We start from the raw sequence: 19,245 nt of genomic DNA, 5'->3' as shown, positions 1-19,245 counted from the left end.
CAAGCTTGGAAAGATCCCGAGCTTTCTGCAACTCAACATGGATGGCGATCATGAGCCTGAAACCGAACTGGGCCTTGCGCCCCCTGATCCTTGCCCTGTCCACCACCACCTTGCTCGTCGCCTGTGGCGGAGGTGGATCAGAACTGAACCTGCCCCTGCCGGCCGAGCCCACCGGCATCGGGGCTGCAGACACCGCTGCGGTGCCAACAGCAACCGCCTACGTCGACGCCGGTGCCACCAACAGCCGCAGCAACCCTTGCAACGTGACGCTGGCCACCAACGCCGGCGCCCGGGTGCTGCAAGGCTTTCTGGACCTGTGGACACCCAGCACCCAGCTCGTCGATGCCGGTGTGACCCTGGCGGCCGCCAATGGCTGCCCCGCCGTCACCGCGTCGACCTGGACCGGCATCCCGGGCGACAGCACCGACGGCACGATCAAGAACAGCACCGTACACACGGCCAACATTGGCTATGTGAAGACCGCCACCCAGAACCGAAGCACGGCGCAGGCCCTGGCCGCCTACCTCGATGACCGCCGCAACAAGGGCTACAGCGTGAGCGACGGCCTGGGCCCCCTGACCAGCCTGTGGCGCCAGGGTACCCAGCAGACCACCACCATCACCGCGGTGGACCCGACGCAGGCCGTGAGCCCGGCCGTGAACGATGGCGGCAACAACCTGGGCGTGGGCTCCAGCGCCAATGCCGACCTGGGTCTGGCGGTCGACTTCATCAACGGCCTGGCCGATGGCTCCACCGAACCCCCCAAGCGCTTCTACAAGTACGCCCGCCCCTGGCGCTGGAGCAGCGATGTGAAGGTGGTGCCCGCGCTGGAGTCGGCCAAGAGCAGCACACCGGCCACCGATGGCGGCTTTCCGAGTGGCCACACCGCCGAGGCCTGGCGCGACACCCTGGCCATGGCCTACCTGGTGCCGCAGCGCTACCAGGAGCTGATCAGCCGTGCCATGGAAATGGGTGAAAACCGGATCCTGGCGGGCATGCATTCGCCGCTGGACGTGATGGGGGGCCGGGTGCACGCCACCGCCGTGGTGGCCTACAACCTTTCCAACGTGGCCTACTACACCAGCGCCGTGAAAGGCGCCGCCTACAAGCAGGCCCAGGCCTACCTGCAGAGCAAGACCGGCAGCACGGACTTCAATGCGCTCAACACCTACGCCCACACCGCCAAGACCAGCGACAGCAGCAGTGCCGACTACGACCGCTTTGCCAGCTACAGCAGCAACCGCAGCAGCTACGTTCAACGCCTGACCTATGGCTTCGGGCAGATCAATGCGGCCAGCCAGACCAGCACCGTGCCCAAGGGCGCCGAAGTGCTGCTGGAAACCCGCCTGCCCTACCTGACGGCCGACCAGCGCCGCGTGGTGCTGAAAAGCACGGCCCTCGATTCCGGGTACCCGCTGGGCAATGACGGCGAAGGCTGGGGGCGCCTGAACCTGTTTGCCGCGGCCGACGGCTACGGCAACTTCAATGGTGATGTGGCCGTGACCCTGGATGCCAGCCTGGGCGGCTTCAATGCGCTGGACAGTTGGCGCAACAACATCGCTGGCAAGGGCCTGCTCAGCAAGCTGGGCAGCGGCAGCCTGCGCCTGACCGGAGCCAACAGCTACAGCGGCGGCACTGTGCTGAGTGCCGGCACGCTGGGTGCGGACTCGACCACGGCGCTCGGTACCGGCGATGTGTTCGTGAAGGGCGGCACGCTGGAATGCACCGCACCCGGAGCGCTGGCCATCGGCGGCGCCTACAGCCAGTCGGCGGGCACGCTGAGCCTGGTGATGAAGTCGGCCTCGCAAGGGGTGCTGAGCATCCAGGGCAACGCGGTGATCAAGGGCGGCGACCTGAAGATCAGCTTCTCGGGCTACACCCCCGCCGTCGGCACCACGCTGACCGTGCTCACGGCTGGCGCCCGCTCGGGCCAGTTCGGCAGCGTGAGCGTGGCTGGCTTCAGCAAGGTCACGCCGCTGTACCAGGGCGGCAGCGTCCAGATCCGCCTGGACGGCGTTTGAGCCTGCAGGCGCCCCCAGGGCGCCTGGAGCACACCGGCCTCTGATCCGCCCCGCTTCGGCGGATCTGATCCTGCTCACGGCGGGGCAGAGTTCCGATACTCGGCTGCATGCCTACGAGAACGATCGCCCCACCCCGCCACACGCCCGGCAGACTGCCTGCCTCGACCGGCGCTTCGCCCGTACCCGATCTGACGTATCTGCAAGACAACGATCTGTTCCGATGCGCCGTCCCCACCCGCTACGGGGGCCTGGGTGGCGAGGCCCATGAGTTGGCGGCACGCATGGTCGAGGTGTGCCAGCACTCGATGTCGGCCGCCCTGGTGTTCTGGGGCCAGCGCATGGCCATCGAGTTTCTGCTCCAGTCGCCCAACGGCGCCCTGCGCGAATACCTGCTGCCTGACCTGTTGAGTGGCGAGCGTGCTGCCACGGTGCCGCTGCCCTTGGGGCTGTACCGCTTGCAGGCGCACGACACCGGTCGGGGCTGGCAGCTGAGTGGCCAGGGCTTGCAGGCCGTGAATGCGCCGCCCCAGGGCTTCTCGTTCATCGCCCCCGTTCAGATGGGGTCGACGGCAGGCTGGTGTCTGTTGCGCAGCGAGGAAGACGGCTTTGACGTGCGCACCAGCGGCGACACCGCGCTGCCGTCGCGGGCCTGGAGCGCCCGCATCGATGTGCGTCAGGTCTTTTTTCGCGAGGACGAGTGGCTGGGCGACAGCGCCCTGGAGAGGGCTGTTCACCCCGTGCGGATGGCCCTGGGCCGTGTGGCCGAGCACCTGCAGCAGCATGTGGAACTGATCTGAGGCCGCAGCGCCTGTGCCGGCCCGGTCGCCGCCATCAGGCGGCCATTGGCACGAACGATGCCAACGCTATGAACTGCAGGGAAAAGTCAGCGTGAAGCGTGTGTGCCCGTTCATGGAGCTGGCCACGGCGGTGCCCCCATGCGCCTCAGCAATCGCCTTGGTGATGGACAGGCCCAAACCGGCGCCGTCGGAGGCCGACCGATGCCGTGCCGGATCGGCGCGAAAGAATCGATCGAACAAGCGCGACAAGGTCTGGGGATCAATGTCTTCACCGGTGTTCTCCACCGTGACTTCGGTGTGGGGCCCCGCGCTCTCGATGACGACGTGAACCTCGCCACCTTCAGGGGCGTGGCGCAGTGCGTTGGAGAGCAGGTTGCTGACAGCACGACGGAACATCAGCTGATCGCCCAGGATGTCGCCTCGGCCCTGCGCGCTCATGCGGATGCTTTTCTCTTCAGCAACGGCTTCATAGAACTCCAACAGCGCCTGTACCTCCTGCAAGGCTGAGAAACTCTCTTTGCGAGGCAAATGGACGCCACGGTCGGTCTTGGCCAAAAACAACATGTCGGACACCATTCTGGCCAGGCGCTGCAGTTCCTCGGCGTTCGAGGCCAGGATGTCACGGTAGATGGCCGCATCGCGGGGCATCGACAGGGTGACCTGGGTCTGAGTCAGCAAATTGCTGATGGGGGTGCGCAGCTCATGCGCCAGATCCGATGAGAAATCCTGCAGGCGCGTGAAATCGCTCTGCAACCTGTCGAGCATGCGATTCAACTCACCGGCCAGCTCCGCCATTTCCACGGGCACTTGGTCAACTGGCATGCGCTCACTCAATCGCTGCCCGCTGACCCCTGCGGCACGCGCCCTCATGGCGTGCAGCGGCGCCAGGCCGCGGTGGGCCGCCAACCAGCCCAGCAAGCCGCTGACCAGCGTGGCAGCCAAGGCATAAAGCGTGAGGCGCAGGCGCAAATCGGCCAGAAATTGGGCATGGTGCGCCGTGTCCATCTCGATCGTGACCTCCAGAGGGGAGGCCGATGAATAGGGGGCTCTGACCTTGAACAGCAGCGCCCGCAACGCCCGGCCATCAGGCGAGCCCAGTTGCAGCACAGGCGCCGTGTCGTGGCTTGTGGCCAACGACTGGGTCTGGGGCAAGGGTACAAAGCCATCCGATCGGAACAAGATCTGCCCGTCGGGCGTCACCACGGCCGCCAACAGCCCATGGTGGTGATTCAAGGCCTCGTTCAGACGCCCTTGGGCATCTTCCGCCGATTGGGCATGGGCCAGCAGGTGCTCAATCAACTGCCGCTTGTCTTGCAGCGTGATCTGGTCCAGTTCCGCAAAGTGTTGATCGGAGGCCGCGAAGACAAGCCAGCCCAGGCCCAGCACCACCACCGCCGCGACGGCGGTGAAGAATACGGTCAGGCGATGGATCAGTGAAAGACGACGCAACATCTCACAGGTCTTCCGGCACTTCGAGCACATAGCCCATGCCGCGCACGGTCTGGATGAGCTTGACGGCTTGACCGTCATCGACCTTGCTGCGCAGACGGCGCACGGCGACCTCGATCACATTGGTGTCGCTGTCGAAATTCATGTCCCACACCTGTGAAGCGATCAAGGATCGAGGCAAGACCTCGCCATGCCGCCGCATCAGCAATTCGAGCAGACCAAACTCTTTGGCCGTCAGGTCGACGCGCCGGCCGGCTCGCGAAACACGGCGGCGCAGCAAATCGAGTTCCAGGTCGGCCACCTTGAGCGTTGTGACCTCTTGGGCGCTGCGGCCCCGGCGCAGAATGGTGCGCACGCGGGCCAGCAATTCGGCAAATGAAAAGGGCTTGACCAGGTAATCATCAGCCCCCAGTTCCAGGCCTTTCACGCGATCTTCCACCTGATCCCGAGCCGTCAGGAACATGGCGGGCATTCTCAGGCCACGCGCTCGCAGCCGTTGGAGAACCTCCCACCCATTGAGCCCGGGCAGCATGACATCGAGTATCACCAGGTCGTAGTCCTGCCCCTCGGCCATGTGCAAGCCGTCAATGCCGTCCTTGGCCAGGTCCACGACGAAGCCCGCCTCCGTCAAGCCCTGCTGAAGGTACTCACCCGTCTTGGGCTCATCCTCAACGATCAAGATCTTCACAAGCCTCGCTCCAGTTTCTGTGCTGGCCCTAGTGTGCCGTCTCCCGGCCCGCCCGGGCTGAAGATGACAAACATGTCATCTTCCAGGCGGGTTTCTGACAGCTTCATCCCATCAGAATCATGCTGTGCTTCGAAAGATCACCGAGAGGAACCCGCCCATGCCATTTCAATTCGTCAGGCCCCGATGGCCGCTGACGCTGGCTTTGTTTGCAAGCGCCGTGGGCGCGCAGACACCAACGCTCAACCAGACCCCCGAAATCGCGCCCATTCTGACTCAGCCCTTGCAGTACCGGTCATGGATCAGCCACTACGAAACCTATAGCGACCCGGCTGTTCAGCCCTGGCGTGAGGCCAATGATCGCGTTCAACGCATTGGCGGTTGGCGCACGTATGCCAAAGAGCGGTCTGACCAGGCCCCGGTGTCGGGCTCGCCAGGCATGGAGGGGCACCCCGCCTCCCATGGAGGCGCCAAGCCATGAGTCGCGGTGCCACTCTTTCTCGCACTTCCCTGTTCACGGCGCTTGCCGTCGTGGCCGCCTTGTCCGGATGCGCCAGCGTGTCGTTGGAACAAAGCCTTGACCGGGTCAACGCTGAAACCGCCGATTTCACCGGAGGCCAGGTCACCCTGGCCCAAACGCGCGAAGAACAAACCCAGCGCACCAACGCATCAGCCAAGTTGCTGAGCAAGCCTTTGGGCCCCACGGAGGCTGTGCAGTTGGCCTTGGTCAACAGCCCGGCTTTGCAGGCCTTGTTGGCCCAAGGTTGGGCAGAGTCAGCCTCGGCGGCGCAGAGCGGTCGCATCGCCAACCCTGTTTTCGGGTTTGAGCGCCTGACCACCGGCCACGACCTGGATGTGAATCGCGCTTTGTCCTTTGGTTTGCTCGATGTCCTGACCCTGCCGGCGCGGCAGGGCATCGCGCAACGCCGCATCGAACAAGCTCAGCTGCGCCTCTCGGCTGATGTTGTCGACCATGTCACCCAAGTCCGGCAGGCCTGGGTCCGTGCCGTGACCAGCCGACAAACCTTGAGGTACGCCCAGCAAGTGTTCGAAAGTGCCGAAGCCAGTGCCGAACTGGCGCGGCGGATGCAGTCCGTCGGAAACTACAACCGACTCACCCGGGCCCGCGAGCAGGCCTTCTATGCCGACTCGGCGTCGCGCCTGGCCGCCGCAGGCCACGAGGCCACGGCCAATCGCGAAGAGTTGATCCGGCTGCTGGGCTTGAGCGAGTCTCAGGCGCAGCAACTGCAACTGCCGGATCGCTTGCCCGATCTGCCTAAAGAGGCCTTGTCACCCGCGGTGGTGGGGCAACTTGCCAGCAAAGCGCGTCTGGATGTCAGGCTGGCACAAAGCGCGCTCGCATCGGCGGGCCGGTCGCAGGGCTTGAACACGGTGACCAGCCTCACCGACATCGAGCTGACAGCGCGACGCAACACCCAGTGGGACAGCGCAGCGGGCACTCGTTCCGATCAACGGGGGTATGAAATCGGTGTTCGCCTTCCCATCTTCGACTGGGGAGGCATGCAGCGGCAGGCCTGGAATGCACGCACGCTCGCGGCAGCCAACCAATTGGAGGCAACGATCAGGTCAGCAGGCTCCAGTCTGCGTGAAAGCTACTCCGCCTACCGGACGGCTTATGACATGGCCCGGCATTTTCGCGATGAAGTCGTTCCCGTCCGCAAGGTGATCTCCGAGGAGAACCAACTCCGCTACAACGGGATGATCATCGGCGTTTTCGAACTTCTGGCCGACGCCAGAGACCAGGTCAGCACGGTGATCGGCGCCATCCAGGCCGAACAACAGTTCTGGCTGGCCGATGCCGCGCTTCAGTCGTCCTTGATTGGCCGCCCCACCAAAACCCCCCTGCCTGTCTCGGGTAGCCCCACCGCCGGCAACGTCACCGGACACTGACTCTCTAGGCGAACCTCCATGACTTCCAGACGTGAATTTTTCAAACATGCCGGGCTGACCGGGGGGGCACTCGCCGCCGCCGCCGTCAACCGGGTGGCCATGGCCGCCTTGCCCGAGCCCATCCTCCAGACCTCCGCAGAAACCATGGCCCCCCTGGTGCCCAACAGTGGCCGCCCCTACAACCCGGTCGTGACCCTGAACGGCTGGACCTTGCCTTGGCGCATGAACCAGGGTGTCAAAGAGTTCCACCTGGTCGCGGAACCCGTGGTGCGAGAAATGGCCCCTGGATTCAAGGCGCATCTGTGGGGCTACAACGGTCAAAGCCCGGGCCCCACGATTGAGGTGGTCGAGGGCGATCGGGTGCGGATCTTTGTCACCAACAAGCTGCCCGAACACCACGCCGTCCATTGGCATGGACAACGCCTTCCCAACGGCATGGATGGTGTTTCTGGGTTGACCCAGCCCTCCATTCCGCCTGGCAAGACTTTTGTCTATGAGTTCATCGCCCGGCGCCCGGGAACCTTCATGTACCACCCACATGCCGACGAGATGGTTCAGATGGCCATGGGCATGTATGGCTTCTGGGTGACCCATCCCAAGGCCAAGAACCCGCTGATCGATGAGGTGCAACGCGACTTCTGCTTTTTGCTCAATGCCTTCGACATTGACCCGGGCAGCTACACCCCCAAGACGATGACGATGCTGGACTTCAATCTGTGGGCCTGGAACAGCCGGGTCTTTCCGGGCATCGACTCCCTCAATGTGCGGCTCGGCGACAAGGTGCGCATCCGGGTCGGCAATCTGACGATGACCAACCACCCGATGCATTTGCATGGCCATGAGTTCCAGGTCACGGGCACCGATGGCGGGCCGACCCCGCTGCAGGCACGCTGGCACGAGGTCACCACCGATGTGGCCGTCGGGCAGATGCGCCAGATCGAATTTGTGGCCGATGAGGAAGGCGACTGGTCGCTCCATTGCCACAAGAGCCACCACACCATGAATGCCATGGGGCACAACGTGCCCAATTTGATCGGCGTTGATCACAGTGGGCTGGCCAAGAAGATCAACAAGCTGATCCCTGATTACATGGTCATGGGCGAGCGTGGCATGTCAGACATGTCGGACATGGAGATGCCCATCCCCGACAACACGGCTCCCATGATGACGGGTGAAGGCCCGTTCGGCCCCGTGGAAATGGGCGGCATGTTCAGCGTCCTGAAGGTCCGCAAGGATCAAAAGCCGGGGGACTACAAAGACCCGGGTTGGTACAAGCACCCGCCAGGCACGGTGGCCCACGAGTACACAGGCCCATTGGCTCAGCCGGCCCGCTTCAGCGCTGAAGGGGGTCAGTCCATGCCCCTGGCCCAAAAGCCGAAGGCACCCACTGAAGTGCAGGTGCGCAAGCCCACGTCCCACACCGGCCATTGAAGCGATTCAGTCGGCCTCAGGAGAGAAAATGAAACCATCCCGCTGCGCTCGCACCTTGGCTGGGTTGGCATGGATGGCCGTGTCCAGCACGGCTTTAGCCAACGGAAATCACACCGGCGGACACGCTCACGCCGACGAAGATTCAGCCATCGGAAAGCCGGGCTTGGCCGCCAAGGCCAGCCGCACCCTCACGGTTGAGATGGGAGACAACATGCGCTTCACACCCTCCGACATCCGGGTCGGCAAAGGGGAGACCGTTCGCATCGTTGTGAAGAACACCGGCCAGGTCAAACACGAGCTGAGCCTGGGGACCCGGCAGGAATTGCTGGAGCACCTGGCACTGATGAAGAGGTTTCCGGACATGGAGCACGATGAACCCAGCAAGGTCACGGTAGCGCCGGGCCAGCAAGGCGAAATTGTTTGGCAGTTCACCCAGGCAGGCAGCGTGAACTTTGCCTGCCTGATGCCAGGTCATTACGAGGCCGGCATGAGAGGTTTGATCCAGGTGGACAAGAAATGATGACTGTTTGTGCAAAGGAGTGAATTCAGCATGACGGACCTGTACATCCCAAGTTCAGCCACCAGACGTGCGCTCCTGGTGGGGCTCGCTGCCGTGGGTGGCCTGGCCATCGCACATGCTGCGTCGCCAGCACCTGTACCAATGCGGGTCTGGAAAGACCCCCAATGCGGTTGTTGCAAAGACTGGATCGCGGTCGTTGAGAAAAGTGGCTTTCAGGTCACCGTTCTTGAGCAGGGCAACACGGCCGCCAGGTCCCGCCTGGGCATGCCCACGCAATTTGGCTCGTGCCACACGGCGATGGTCCAGGGCTTCGTGATCGAGGGCCATGTGCCGGTCGCCGACATCCAGCGACTGCTCAAGGAACGCCCCGCCGCTTTGGGTCTGGCCGTTCCGGGTATGCCGATCGGCTCACCCGGGATGGACGGACCCGAGTATGGCGGACGTCGCGACGCCTTTCGGGTGCTTCTGGTCCAGAAGGACGGAACGGCAAAAACCTTCAACTCTGACGTGTGAAAAGCCATGAACCCAATCACCCGAACCCTGGCGATTTGCGCCCTTGCGCTGGGGAGCACCTTGCCAGTTGCAGGCTTGGCGCAAGCCGCCCTCGACCAGAGCACGATGGCCGCGGCACAAACGCCGGCATCCCTGACCGACGGCGAAATCAAAAAGATCGACCCAGGCACCGGCAAGGTCACGATCAAACACGGCGACATCAAGCACCTGGACATGCCTGGCATGACCATGGTGTTCACCGCCAAAGACAAGGCTCTTCTGGCGCCCCTCAAGGTCGGCGACAAGATCCGATTCATGGCGACTGACGAGGGCGGAAAACTGATCGTCACCGAGATCCAGCCCGCGCAGAAGTAAGAAGCTAGCGGGCGCGATCGAAGCGCCCAGTTCAGCGGCTCTCAAGTGAATCCCCGCATCATCAACTCGTGAATGGAGAAAACCATGACCACCTCTCGCCAAACATGGATGGGGCTCTGCATGGCCGTCGCCGCATTGACGGCCTCGGCGCAGACGGCAGACGAGCACAAAAGCCATCATCCCCAGGCCACAGCCCCCTCTGCGGCGCCCGTTCAAAAGCCTGCCGACAGCACCATGGGGGCCACCAAGATGGGCGCGATGGACCAGCACATGAAAGCGATGCAGGCCATGCACGAGAAGATGGCCGCAGCCAAAACCCCTGAGGAACGGCAAGCCTTGATGAGCGAGCACATGAAGCTCATGCAAGAAGGCATGGCCATGATGAAGCCCATGGGGGGAACCCCCGGCATGGGAGGCATGCCCTCCGACAAGGCCCCCAACTCAGGCATGCCGGATCGGCAGCGAATGCTGGAAAAGCGCATGGACATGATGGAGTCCATGATGCGGATGATGATGGACCGCATGCCCCCCTCTGGCCCTGCCAATTGAGCGCGGCCGCGGGCCTGAGACCAGCAGCACCTGCGCCCTGGCCGTCCTCCGCTCTCAGGCAGCCAGCGCCTCCGGTACGCAGCCGTGTCGGGCCTCACCGGCGGGCGCTTCGCGTCCGCCAATCACATCCGCCAGATACCGCGCATCGTCGGCAATGCCCAGGAAACGGCCCGAACCCCAGGTGTTGAGCCAGGGCAGGCCCAGAAAATACAGGCCCGGCACGGAGGAGACGCCGCGTTCGTATTTCGGGTGCCCGCGGCCATCGAAGGCAGGCAGTTCGATCCAGCGGTAATCGGGCCGGAAGCCGATGGCCCAGATGATGGTGGTGATGCCGGCGGCCTCGGCGTCCAGTGCCAGCACCTCGTGTTCGGGGCGCCAGACCTTGACGAAATCCGGCTCGGCCGGGGCATCCATGCCCTGCGCGGCGATGTAGCGATCGATGTCGCGGCGGATGCCCACGTAGACCTCGTCGGCATCGTCGAGGTTCTTCTCCAGGTCGGGCAGAAAGCGCAGCGTGCTGCCTTCGATGTCGGCCATGCTGCCATACAGCTTCACGCCTTCCAGGGCGAACTTGCGAAGGTCGATTTCGTGACCGCCATCACGCCCGGTCATGTAGTGGTTGGTGCGCTCGCGGGCCTTGTCACCCAGGGGGTGGCGGTCCACCGTCAGCTCATACACACCCATGTCCATCAGCCAGGCCGTGGATTCTCGACCACGGTACACCCTTGGCGAACGTGGGGCCGGGCCCACGCACAAATGCACCTTGCGACCTGCCAGGTGCAGGTCTTCCATCAGCTGCACACCCGACTGGCCCGTGCCCACCACCAGCACCTCGCCCTCGGGCAACTGCTCGGGGTTGCGGTAGTCAACCGAGTGGATCTGCTGGATGTGCCGTGGCAGGCGCTCGGCATAGGCCGGAATGATGGGCAGGTCATACCCACCGGTAGCGACGATGACGTGGCGGGTGTGAAAGTCACCTGCCGTGGTGGCCACCAGCAGGTCGCCATTGGCTTGTCGGGTGACCCGGTTCACACCCACGCCCTCTACCACCGGGGGCCGGGTCTTCAGCGCAAAGGCCTGCACGTACTCGACGATCTGGTCCTTGAGCATGAAGCCTTCAGGGTCGTCACCGGCGTAGGGGAAGTCGGGCAGGCGGCATTGCCAGTTGGGCGTGACCAGGCAGAAGGTATCCCAACGGTCCTTGGCCCAGGCGTGGGCGACGAACTTCTTTTCGAGCACGATGTGTTCGATGCCTTGTTGCTGAAGGTAGTAGCTGACCGACAGGCCGGCCTGGCCGCCACCGACCACCACCACGGGGTAGTCTTTTTGATTGAGCAGGTGTTCCTGGTTCTTGAAGAGGGTGGACATGGGTGTGTTCTCCTTGGAAAAATCAACGGGATCCGGGGGTGAAGGCCAGCACCTGAACGCGGGGCGCGGGTTCTGACTCGAAGGCCTGGGCACGGTGTTTTATCTGGCCCAACTGGTCGATGGCACTGGAGCAGAAGTAGCCGTACTTCTGCTGCACCCGGTCTGAGGCCTCGCTCAGGGCGGCATCGCAACGGGCCACGAAATCGCCCAGCGCGTAGTCCGCGCCCACAGCCAGGTGGTCGGTGATGACCAGCGAAGGCGAGTAGCAGCGCTCCTGGGCACCATCGGGCCATTTCACGGTGAAAAACATTTCAGGCATGGATATCTCCTCAGCAAAAAGACGGTTGGGAAAGCGGGCGGGCAGGCTGTGCGGCGGGGGCGCCTAGCGCCCTATCCAGGTTCGAATACAGGGCCGAATACAGAGCAACATGGGCGCGGGCCGCAGCGCCCCAGTCAAAGCGGCGCGCCAGCGGCAGGCCCCGCTCGCGCAGCGCCTGGGCCGTGCCCTGAAACAACACCTGCAGCAGGGCCTCGGTCATGGAGGGCGTCGAATGCGGGTCCACCCACAGGGCGTCGTCGGGCCCCAGGAAATCGGTGAAGGGCTCTTGCCGCGAGACGACGACGGGTACCCCGCTGGCCATGGCCTCGACGATGGCCAGTCCAAAACCCTCAAGCAGTGATGGAAACAGCAGTGCCGTGGCCAGCCGGTACAGGGCGGGCATGTCGGCATCGGCCAGCACGCCGCTCAGCACCACGGGCTGGCCAGGCCCGGCCTGCCAACCGGCCTGGGCCAGGACCTGCTCGAAGCGCTGCCGGTAGGGGCTGTGATCCAGCAGGCTGGCGCCGCCGGCAATCAGCAATTGGGCCTGGGGCACCCGGGCCCGCAAGGCCACGAAAGCCTGCAGAGCGCCCACGGTGTTCTTGCGGGCTTCAACGCCGCCTACCATCAGGTAGACCGGGCCGGTGCCCAGGCCCAGGCGCCTGGCCAGGTCGGCATCGGTGGCCTGCGGCACGGGGCTGAAGCGGCGCAGATCCACCCCGTTGTGGATGACCTGGGCCTCGCGCTGAAAGCGCTCGCGCAGCTTGGGTGCCCACGATTCGCTGACGCAGATCAGGCGATCGGCCTGCCGGATGCTCTGCTCTTCCCAGGCATCCACCACCGGATCACCAAAGCCGGCATCCACATGATGCACAGTGCGCACATAGGCCCCAACCAAGCCCTGGCGCCGCAGTGTGAGCAGGGCATTGGCGCCAATGCCATCATGGGCATGGAACACATCGAAGCCGGCCTGCCCGGCCTCCGAGAGGCCTTGCACAAAGCTGCGGATGCGGGTCTGAACCACCTCGCGCAGGCTGGGACCCGAGGCCGCTACGGGCAGGATGCGCACGGCGGCCCGGCTGCTCCGAAACAGGGGCCGCCCGGGCACGCCGGGGGCATGCACCGTCACGGCATGGCCCTGGGCGCACAGCGCATCGGCCAACTCCAGGCAGTGGACCACCCCGCCACGCGGGTTGGTGGAATGGGTGAGCAAGGCAATGCGCAACGAATCTGCTCTCATGCCAAGCTCCTGTCCTCAAGGCCGCGTGCCGGTGTGCCCTGGATGAAGGGCTGCTCGGCCAGGTTCCACAACAAGGCCCATTCGGGGCCCTGCTGCACGATCAGCTGCCGCGCGGGCTTGACCTCGCCCACCGAGGCGCAGGCCAGGCCCCGCGCCTCGAAGCGCTGCCGCACGGCCGCCACATGCTCGGGCCGCACACTGAGGATGAAGCCATAGCTCGGGAAGGCGGTCAGCCAGCGCAGCAGGGGCACGCCCTCGGGCCGGGGGATCGCGTCCAGATCGACGATGGCCCCCACACCCGAGCACTCCAGCAGCATCAGCGCCGTGCCCAGGGTGCCGGCCATGCTGATGTCCTTGGCGGCCTCGCACAGGCCCGCCTCGGCCATCTCGGGCAGCAGCGCCAGGTCGGCCCGCAGGCGCTCGGCGGGGGCCTCGGTGGAGGCGTTCCAGTATGGAAACGGCTCCTGCCATTGGCCGCGCAGGTCCACCGCCATCAACAGTTGATCACCTGGGCGTGCCGAAAAGCTGCTGAGCAACTTCTTGGCGTGGCCGACGATGGAGACCGCCAGCTGAGGCCGTTCGGAGCGCAGATTGCTGTGCCCGCCCACGATGGGCACGCCGTAACGCTGCGAGGCCGCCGCCATGCCCGCCAGCATTTTCTGGGTTTCAGCCCCTGCGCCCCGCCCCCACAAAGCGTTGACCACCGCCGTGGGCCGGCCGCCCATGGCGTAGATGTCGCTGATGTTGACCATCACGCTGCTGTAGCCGGCAAACCAGGGCATGCGGGTGATGAAGTCTTCCACCAAGCCCTCGATGGCCAGCAGCTGGTAACCACCCTGGCCATCGGGCAGTGCAGCACAGTCGTCACCCAGGGGCACAGCCTGGTCCATCTGACCCACGCCCTGCGCCAAAAGATCGTCAAAGCAGTCGACCACGGCGCTGATGTCACGCTTGTGGGCAAAGCCGCGGCTGTCAAGCAACGCGGCCACCAGATCGGTCAAGGCGCTCATGGCTGGCCCCCGGCTTCGACAAAAAACCCCATCAGTGGGTCGTGGCAAGGTGGGTAGTGCGCCAGATCGGCCTGCATGAGGTGATGCGGTCGGCCATGGGCCAGCGAGGTGTCCAGCGAGCGCCAGTGCAGCTTCTCGAACAGGGGCACGTTCTGCACCTGCACGTGGGCCAGAAAGGTCTCGCAGCCCAGGCCATGGGCCGTACAGACCGCCAGACGGATCAGTTGGGCGCCCAGCCTGGCCTGGCGGCGCATGGCGCGTTGCACCGCCAGCCGGGAACCCCACCACAGGCCTGGCGAGGCCTCGTGGATGCGCACCGTGCCCAGCACGCTGCTGTGGGCCTGCCGCACGTCATAGGCGGCAGCGATCAACATGCGGGCTCGCGAGTCGATGTCGTCACGGTCGCTGCCGGTGAAGATGCCCTGTTCGTCGCAGAACACGGCGCGGCGCAGGGCCATGGCCTGCGCGATCTCTTCGTCAAGCAAGGCCTGGCGCACATGGAAAGCCGGGCAGGCGGGGCTTGGGTCACGCGCCCCGGCGGGGTGGGTGGACGGTGGGGTGATCAGGCTGTTCATGGGGCCTCCGTGGGGCTCTGACGGGTTCAGGACTCATAGACCGACATCGACGAGCAGGCGCCGCATTTGCCGCAGCCCGCCTTGATGTCGGTGGAGCGCAGGCCGGCCTCGCGCACGATGTGGCCCAGGGGCTCCAGTACCGAGCGCATGAACCCGGGGCTGGGTGCAGGGTGACTCTCCAGCGGGGTGCCGCTGATGGGTACGAAGGGCACCACGAAGGGGTAGACCCCCAGCGCAGCCAGGCGCGCGCTCATGTCCAGGATGGCTTCGCGGCTGTCGCCCAGCCCGGCCAGGATGTAGCTGCTGACCTGGCCCCGGCCGAAGACCTGCACGGCAGCCTCGAAGGCGCTCAGGTAGCGCGCAATCGGCACCGAGGCCTTGCCGGGCATGATGCGTTCGCGCACCGCGGGCGTGACCGCCTCCAGGTGCATGCCCAGGGTGTCGATGCCGGCCGCCTTCATGCGGGCGAACCAGGCATCGTCGTCAGGTGGCTCGCACTGGCCCTGGATGGGCAGGTCGACCGCGGCCTTGATGGCCTGGGCGCTCTCGCACAAGAGGGCCGCGCCCCGGTCGGTGGCGTTGGGTGTGCCCGTGGTCAGCACCATGTGTTTCACACCGTCAAGCAGCACCGCCATGCGGGCCACCTCGGCCAGTTGCTGGGGCGTCTTGCGCGCGATGGTGCGGCCTGCCGCCAGCGACTGACCGATGGAACAGAACTGGCAGGTCTTCTTGCGGCTTTCGTAGCGGATGCAGGTCTGCAGCACGGTGGTGGCCAGCACATCGGCGCCATGCAGCGTGGCGATGTGCGAGTAAGGCACGCCGTCCAGCGTCTGCAGCGCATAAAAGCGCGGTTGCCTGGGGAAGCTGATGCTGGCAATCGGAATCGCGTCGCGGGTGATCACGCTGCGCCCCTGGGCATCCGGCGCCAGGGCCACGAAGGGCGAGGTCCAGGCGGTCGAGGTGTGGACCGGCACCATGATGGTGTGGCCGTCCACCGTCACGGCCTTGTGATCGGAGGGGCCGGCACCGCCGCGTCGGCTGGCCACGCCCGCCGATGTATCGACCAGGCGCAGACCCAGCGATTGCAGCTCACTCATCAGGTGCCGGGTGTCCGGCGCGGGCATCAAGGCGGCTTGAGGGCTCATGGGATTCACTCCTGGACAAGGGTGGAAACGGGCGCGGAATCGCCTGCAGGCGCCGCAGCGGTCGCGGACGAGATGGGCTGGGTGCCCGGCATCTCAAAGTGGGTCTGGGCCGGGCGCCGGTTGATGGCCAGGCTCAGCAACTCAGGGCGCGCGTAATGGCCCACCGAATCCATCATTCGCTTGCGCTTGGTGACCAGGGCCAGGTCCAGATCGGCGATCACCATGCCCTCGCCCTCGGTCAGCGGCTCGGCCAGGTATTTGCCCTCGGGCGAGACGATGGCGGTGTGGCAGCCGCCGCGCAGCGCGCGCTGCAGGCTCACATCCGGGGTCACGGACTCGATCTGGGCATCGGTCAGCCAGCCGGTGGCGTTGACCACGAAGCAGCCCGATTCGAGCGCGTGGTGACGAAGGGTCACGCCCATCTGCTCGGCAAAGATGGGGCCCACCAGCGAACCCGGGAACTGGGCGCAGTGGATCTCTTCGTGCTCGGTCATCAGCGCATAGCGGGCCAGCGGGTTGTAGTGCTCCCAGCAGGCCAGGGCGCCCACACGGCCCACGGCTGTGTCGACCACGCGCAGGCCTTGCGCATCGCCCTGGCCCCAGACCATGCGCTCGTGGTAGGTGGGGGTGATCTTGCGGCGCTTGAGCTTCAGGGCACCGTCGGCATCGAAGATCAGTTGCGTGTTGTAGAGGCTGCCGTGGTCGCGCTCATTCACGCCCAGCACCACGACCAGGCCACGGGCGCGGGCGCGCTCGGCCACGGCCTGGGTCACCGGGCCGGGCACCACCACGGCCCGCTCGTAGAGCTGCAGATGCGGTGCGCCTTGCTGGCAGGGTGGCAGTACAAACGAGAAATAGGGGTAGTACGGCACAAAGGTTTCGGGGAACACCACCAGCTCGGCGCCCTGGCGGGCGGCCTCATCGATGGCATTGCAGACCCGGTCCAGCGTTCCGGTGGGGGTCTCCAGATCGGGAGCGATCTGGACGGCGGCGGCACGGACGGTTCGAGCTTGGGTCATGGTGGTGTTCCCTGCTCGACTCAGACCGTCCAGGTGTCGATGATCAAGGCCCCCTCTTTGCGGTGCAGCAGCTTGATGTCGAGCACATCCAGCGGACTGATGGGGCGGATGCCCGGAATCAGCGAGCCCTCACCGTGGCCATACAAAGCCTGAAGCGCAAAGCGGCAGGCATAGACCTTGCCCCCTTCGGCCATGAACTTGATGAGCTGGTTGTTGTGGTTCTGATGGCCCGGGAAGGCCTCGTCGCCCAGGGTGGGAAAGCCGCGCTGCAGGCCCAGGGTGACGCCGGGCCCATACAGCAGCACCGAGGTCTCGAAGCCCTTGCGCAGCAGCCGGGTCGCCTGCAGCAGGTTGACGAAGCCGATCGAACCTTCAAAGGCCACGGTGTGGAAGGTGACCAGGGCTTTTTCGCCGGGGGCGGCCTTCACATCTTCAAAGACTTTTTCTTCGTAGTCGACAAGAAAATCGCCTTTCTGGTGGGCGGGTTGGGTGACTTTTGGCATAGCGCTGCTCCATGGAGGGTTGGTGGGAAGACACCGGGCTGAATGCCCCGTGTCTGCCTTCTGCATTGCAGGCCACATGCCCGTTTGGGCCTGGCCGATGCGATCAATCTGCGATCAAGCGCCTGTGCATTGCCCCGGCGCGCCTGCAAAAAAATGGAGGCCCCCTCCGAGCCGCGAAACCCCGCCTGAAGACCCCGAAACAGCCTTGATTGGCCGTGCGATCAATGCACTCCATCATTGGCCAGCCCGGCACCAAAGGCGATCAGCCGCCCCCCCGAGTCAGCAGCTTTGGTGCGGCCTTGGCGCGCGATGGCCCGGCCCGCGTGGCATGCTTGATGCAATCAATCCGGCAGCCCCCCCGCCCTCAGAAAGCCCCCCATGCCCATCAACGCCACCCGCTGGCGCAAGCGCCTGAGCCAGGACAGCCGACCGGCCTACCTGATGATGGCCGAGCTGATCGCCGAAGACATCCAGCGCGGCGAGCTCAGCACGCGCGAGCGCATGCCCACCCTGCGTGACATGGCGCAGTTGCTCAAGCTGAACTACACCACCGTGGCCCGGGGCTATGGCGAAGCCAAGCGCCGGGGTCTGATCGACTCGCATGTGGGCATCGGCACGGTGGTGCGTGGCCGCATCCCTGGCCTGCCGCTGCGCTCGGGCAGCAGCGCCGAGATGACCATGAACCTGCCACCCGAGCCTGTGGCCCATGCCCTGGTGCAGCAGATGCAGCAGCAGGCCGGTGAAGCCCTGGCCAATGGCGGCTCGCACGGCTACTACGAGCTGATGCGCTACCAGGACTACGGCGGAAGCAACGAGGCGCGCGATGCGGGCGCGCTGTGGCTGCGCAGCCATGTGCCCGATTGCCATGCCGCACAGGTGCTTGTGGGCCCGGGCATCCACGGGGTGCTGCTGGCCCTGATCACCCTGCTGTGCCGGCCTGGCGAGGTGCTCTGCGTCGAAGCCCTGGCCTACCCCGGCATGAAGGTGATTGCCGCCCAATTGGGCGTGAAGCTGCAGGCCCTGACCCTGGACGATGAAGGCGTGAGCGCCGAGGACTTCGAACACGCCTGCAAAACCATGCAGCCTCGCGCCCTGGTGTGCAACCCCAACATCCACAACCCGACCACCGTGACCATGAGCCTGCAGCGGCGCCGCGAGATCGCCGACATCGCCACCCGCTACAGCGTGCCCCTGATCGAGGACGATGCCTATGGCAAGCTGCAGTCCCAGGCCCTGCCCACCCTGCTCAGCCTGGCCCCCGAGCTGACCTACTACATCGCCGGCCTGTCCAAGAGCCTGGGTGCGGGGCTGCGCATGTCCTACCTCTGCACACTCAACCCGCGCCTGCTGCAACGCACGGCAGGTGCGCTGCGCGCCACCACGGTCATGAGCTCACCCTTCACCGCAGCCCTGGTCACACGCTGGATCCAGACCGGGGCAGCGCCGGCCATGCTGGCGGCGATCCGCGAAGAGTCGACCGCACGCCAGCACCTGGCCCAGCGCTACCTCGCCGAGCACGGCGCACTGGCCGACCCGCAGGGCTTTCATGTCTGGCTGCCGCTGCGCGAAGACTGGAACCCGATCGACGTGGCCACCAGCCTGCGTGCCCAGGGCATCGCCTGCGTGGCCAGCGCCGCCTTCTCGACCGACGCCGACCCACCGCCCGCGCTGCGCCTGTGCCTGGGCGGCTCGATCGGTCGCGAGGACCTGCAGCAGGCGCTGCGCCTGCTGTCGTCCGTGCTGGACCAGGCACTGCCGCCACCCTCGGCGTGAAGCGAGGCGATTCGAGGGGATTCGAGGCGTTCAGGTGCTGAAAGGCGCTGAATGGGCCTGCCT

General features: G+C 65.3%; 20 protein-coding genes. 10 read left to right on the top strand and 10 right to left on the bottom strand.

The window, feature by feature from the left end:
* Positions 1-41: 41 nt before the first annotated feature.
* Together AC3WUT_RS13605 and AC3WUT_RS13600 are read left to right on the top strand one after the other, a co-directional pair.
* Positions 42-2,021: an acid phosphatase gene (locus AC3WUT_RS13605; RefSeq protein ID WP_492347603.1), complete on the top strand. Its 1,980-nt coding sequence runs from the start codon at positions 42-44 to the stop codon at positions 2,019-2,021.
* A 107-nt stretch (positions 2,022-2,128) separates the two neighbouring features.
* Positions 2,129-2,818, top strand: coding sequence for an acyl-CoA dehydrogenase family protein (locus AC3WUT_RS13600; RefSeq protein ID WP_492347602.1), 690 nt, complete (start codon positions 2,129-2,131; stop codon positions 2,816-2,818).
* Between the two features lie 66 nt (positions 2,819-2,884).
* Here AC3WUT_RS13600 and AC3WUT_RS13595 read toward each other — a convergent pair whose 3' ends face one another.
* Complete coding sequence (locus tag AC3WUT_RS13595; RefSeq protein ID WP_492347601.1) at positions 2,885-4,270, bottom strand: heavy metal sensor histidine kinase; 1,386 nt, start codon at positions 4,268-4,270, stop codon at positions 2,885-2,887.
* A 1-nt stretch (position 4,271) separates the two neighbouring features.
* On the bottom strand, positions 4,272-4,955 hold the full coding sequence (locus tag AC3WUT_RS13590) for a heavy metal response regulator transcription factor (RefSeq protein WP_492347600.1): 684 nt from the start codon (positions 4,953-4,955) through the stop codon (positions 4,272-4,274).
* Between the two features lie 157 nt (positions 4,956-5,112).
* Between AC3WUT_RS13590 and AC3WUT_RS13585 the strand changes: the two genes are divergently transcribed.
* The 7 genes from AC3WUT_RS13585 to AC3WUT_RS13555 all read left to right on the top strand — a co-directional run bounded on the left by AC3WUT_RS13585 (position 5,113) and on the right by AC3WUT_RS13555 (position 10,230).
* On the top strand, positions 5,113-5,433 hold the full coding sequence (locus AC3WUT_RS13585) for a hypothetical protein (RefSeq protein WP_492347599.1): 321 nt from the start codon (positions 5,113-5,115) through the stop codon (positions 5,431-5,433).
* Positions 5,430-6,863: a TolC family protein gene (locus AC3WUT_RS13580; protein ID WP_492347598.1), complete on the top strand. Its 1,434-nt coding sequence runs from the start codon at positions 5,430-5,432 to the stop codon at positions 6,861-6,863. The genes AC3WUT_RS13585 and AC3WUT_RS13580 overlap by 4 nt, the downstream gene beginning before the upstream one ends.
* Before the next feature lie 18 nt (positions 6,864-6,881).
* Positions 6,882-8,294 carry a multicopper oxidase family protein gene (locus AC3WUT_RS13575; protein ID WP_492347597.1) on the top strand — a complete coding sequence of 471 codons (1,413 nt, stop codon included), beginning with the start codon at positions 6,882-6,884 and terminating at the stop codon, positions 8,292-8,294.
* A 28-nt stretch (positions 8,295-8,322) separates the two neighbouring features.
* On the top strand, positions 8,323-8,814 hold the full coding sequence (locus tag AC3WUT_RS13570) for a cupredoxin domain-containing protein (protein ID WP_492347596.1): 492 nt from the start codon (positions 8,323-8,325) through the stop codon (positions 8,812-8,814).
* 30 nt (positions 8,815-8,844) lie between these two features.
* Complete coding sequence (locus AC3WUT_RS13565) at positions 8,845-9,327, top strand: DUF411 domain-containing protein (RefSeq protein WP_492347595.1); 483 nt, start codon at positions 8,845-8,847, stop codon at positions 9,325-9,327.
* A gap of 6 nt (positions 9,328-9,333) precedes the next feature.
* Positions 9,334-9,681 carry a copper-binding protein gene (locus AC3WUT_RS13560; RefSeq protein WP_492347594.1) on the top strand — a complete coding sequence of 116 codons (348 nt, stop codon included), beginning with the start codon at positions 9,334-9,336 and terminating at the stop codon, positions 9,679-9,681.
* 84 nt (positions 9,682-9,765) lie between these two features.
* On the top strand, positions 9,766-10,230 hold the full coding sequence (locus AC3WUT_RS13555; RefSeq protein WP_492347593.1) for a hypothetical protein: 465 nt from the start codon (positions 9,766-9,768) through the stop codon (positions 10,228-10,230).
* Between the two features lie 54 nt (positions 10,231-10,284).
* Here AC3WUT_RS13555 and AC3WUT_RS13550 read toward each other — a convergent pair whose 3' ends face one another.
* From AC3WUT_RS13550 to AC3WUT_RS13515, 8 genes are read right to left on the bottom strand one after another with little or no spacing between them, the layout of a single operon-like run.
* Positions 10,285-11,598 (bottom strand): MSMEG_0569 family flavin-dependent oxidoreductase, encoded by a 1,314-nt coding sequence (locus AC3WUT_RS13550; RefSeq protein ID WP_492347592.1) that lies wholly within the window; start codon positions 11,596-11,598, stop codon positions 10,285-10,287.
* Positions 11,599-11,620: 22 nt separating this feature from the next.
* Positions 11,621-11,917, bottom strand: a complete 297-nt coding sequence (locus tag AC3WUT_RS13545; protein ID WP_492347591.1) for an MSMEG_0570 family nitrogen starvation response protein — start codon at positions 11,915-11,917, stop codon at positions 11,621-11,623.
* A 10-nt stretch (positions 11,918-11,927) separates the two neighbouring features.
* Positions 11,928-13,157, bottom strand: a complete 1,230-nt coding sequence (locus AC3WUT_RS13540) for an MSMEG_0565 family glycosyltransferase (RefSeq protein WP_492347590.1) — start codon at positions 13,155-13,157, stop codon at positions 11,928-11,930.
* Positions 13,154-14,167 (bottom strand): sll0787 family AIR synthase-like protein, encoded by a 1,014-nt coding sequence (locus tag AC3WUT_RS13535; protein ID WP_492347589.1) that lies wholly within the window; start codon positions 14,165-14,167, stop codon positions 13,154-13,156. Before AC3WUT_RS13535 ends, AC3WUT_RS13540 begins: the two co-directional genes overlap by 4 nt.
* On the bottom strand, positions 14,164-14,742 hold the full coding sequence (locus AC3WUT_RS13530) for an MSMEG_0567/Sll0786 family nitrogen starvation N-acetyltransferase (RefSeq protein ID WP_492347588.1): 579 nt from the start codon (positions 14,740-14,742) through the stop codon (positions 14,164-14,166). Before AC3WUT_RS13530 ends, AC3WUT_RS13535 begins: the two co-directional genes overlap by 4 nt.
* A 26-nt stretch (positions 14,743-14,768) precedes the next feature.
* Positions 14,769-15,839 (bottom strand): MSMEG_0568 family radical SAM protein, encoded by a 1,071-nt coding sequence (locus AC3WUT_RS13525; RefSeq protein ID WP_492347807.1) that lies wholly within the window; start codon positions 15,837-15,839, stop codon positions 14,769-14,771.
* 53 nt (positions 15,840-15,892) lie between these two features.
* Entirely contained in the window at positions 15,893-16,906 is a 1,014-nt protein-coding gene (locus tag AC3WUT_RS13520; RefSeq protein WP_492347587.1) for a Nit6803 family nitrilase, read from the bottom strand.
* A 20-nt stretch (positions 16,907-16,926) separates the two neighbouring features.
* Positions 16,927-17,409: an MSMEG_0572/Sll0783 family nitrogen starvation response protein gene (locus AC3WUT_RS13515; RefSeq protein ID WP_027474024.1), complete on the bottom strand. Its 483-nt coding sequence runs from the start codon at positions 17,407-17,409 to the stop codon at positions 16,927-16,929.
* Positions 17,410-17,787: 378 nt separating this feature from the next.
* Here AC3WUT_RS13515 and AC3WUT_RS13510 point away from each other — a divergent pair, with 378 nt between their 5' ends.
* The gene (locus AC3WUT_RS13510) at positions 17,788-19,182 is read left to right on the top strand and encodes an aminotransferase-like domain-containing protein (RefSeq protein ID WP_492347586.1); all 1,395 of its coding nucleotides are present in this window, start codon (positions 17,788-17,790) and stop codon (positions 19,180-19,182) included.
* The last annotated feature ends 63 nt before the right edge of the window (positions 19,183-19,245 follow it).

It is taken from the genome of Curvibacter sp. EU05-FHT14A10, from assembly GCF_058791075.1.
Note: the sequence above shows the minus strand (reverse complement) of the source record. Positions and strands in the feature narration are given on the sequence as shown.

Bases quoted from the DNA above. Each gene is read 5' to 3' on its own strand.
- AC3WUT_RS13605 (WP_492347603.1), top strand. From the start codon at position 42: ATGGCGATCATGAGCCTGAAACCGAACTGGGCCTTGCGCCCCCTGATC.
- AC3WUT_RS13600 (WP_492347602.1), top strand. From the start codon at position 2,129: ATGCCTACGAGAACGATCGCCCCACCCCGCCACACGCCCGGCAGACTG.
- AC3WUT_RS13595 (WP_492347601.1), bottom strand. From the start codon at position 4,270: ATGTTGCGTCGTCTTTCACTGATCCATCGCCTGACCGTATTCTTCACC.
- AC3WUT_RS13585 (WP_492347599.1), top strand. From the start codon at position 5,113: ATGCCATTTCAATTCGTCAGGCCCCGATGGCCGCTGACGCTGGCTTTG.
- AC3WUT_RS13580 (WP_492347598.1), top strand. From the start codon at position 5,430: ATGAGTCGCGGTGCCACTCTTTCTCGCACTTCCCTGTTCACGGCGCTT.
- AC3WUT_RS13575 (WP_492347597.1), top strand. From the start codon at position 6,882: ATGACTTCCAGACGTGAATTTTTCAAACATGCCGGGCTGACCGGGGGG.
- AC3WUT_RS13570 (WP_492347596.1), top strand. From the start codon at position 8,323: ATGAAACCATCCCGCTGCGCTCGCACCTTGGCTGGGTTGGCATGGATG.
- AC3WUT_RS13565 (WP_492347595.1), top strand. From the start codon at position 8,845: ATGACGGACCTGTACATCCCAAGTTCAGCCACCAGACGTGCGCTCCTG.
- AC3WUT_RS13560 (WP_492347594.1), top strand. From the start codon at position 9,334: ATGAACCCAATCACCCGAACCCTGGCGATTTGCGCCCTTGCGCTGGGG.
- AC3WUT_RS13555 (WP_492347593.1), top strand. From the start codon at position 9,766: ATGACCACCTCTCGCCAAACATGGATGGGGCTCTGCATGGCCGTCGCC.
- AC3WUT_RS13550 (WP_492347592.1), bottom strand. From the start codon at position 11,598: ATGTCCACCCTCTTCAAGAACCAGGAACACCTGCTCAATCAAAAAGAC.
- AC3WUT_RS13545 (WP_492347591.1), bottom strand. From the start codon at position 11,917: ATGCCTGAAATGTTTTTCACCGTGAAATGGCCCGATGGTGCCCAGGAG.
- AC3WUT_RS13540 (WP_492347590.1), bottom strand. From the start codon at position 13,157: ATGAGAGCAGATTCGTTGCGCATTGCCTTGCTCACCCATTCCACCAAC.
- AC3WUT_RS13535 (WP_492347589.1), bottom strand. From the start codon at position 14,167: ATGAGCGCCTTGACCGATCTGGTGGCCGCGTTGCTTGACAGCCGCGGC.
- AC3WUT_RS13530 (WP_492347588.1), bottom strand. From the start codon at position 14,742: ATGAACAGCCTGATCACCCCACCGTCCACCCACCCCGCCGGGGCGCGT.
- AC3WUT_RS13525 (WP_492347807.1), bottom strand. From the start codon at position 15,839: ATGAGTGAGCTGCAATCGCTGGGTCTGCGCCTGGTCGATACATCGGCG.
- AC3WUT_RS13520 (WP_492347587.1), bottom strand. From the start codon at position 16,906: ATGACCCAAGCTCGAACCGTCCGTGCCGCCGCCGTCCAGATCGCTCCC.
- AC3WUT_RS13515 (WP_027474024.1), bottom strand. From the start codon at position 17,409: ATGCCAAAAGTCACCCAACCCGCCCACCAGAAAGGCGATTTTCTTGTC.
- AC3WUT_RS13510 (WP_492347586.1), top strand. From the start codon at position 17,788: ATGCCCATCAACGCCACCCGCTGGCGCAAGCGCCTGAGCCAGGACAGC.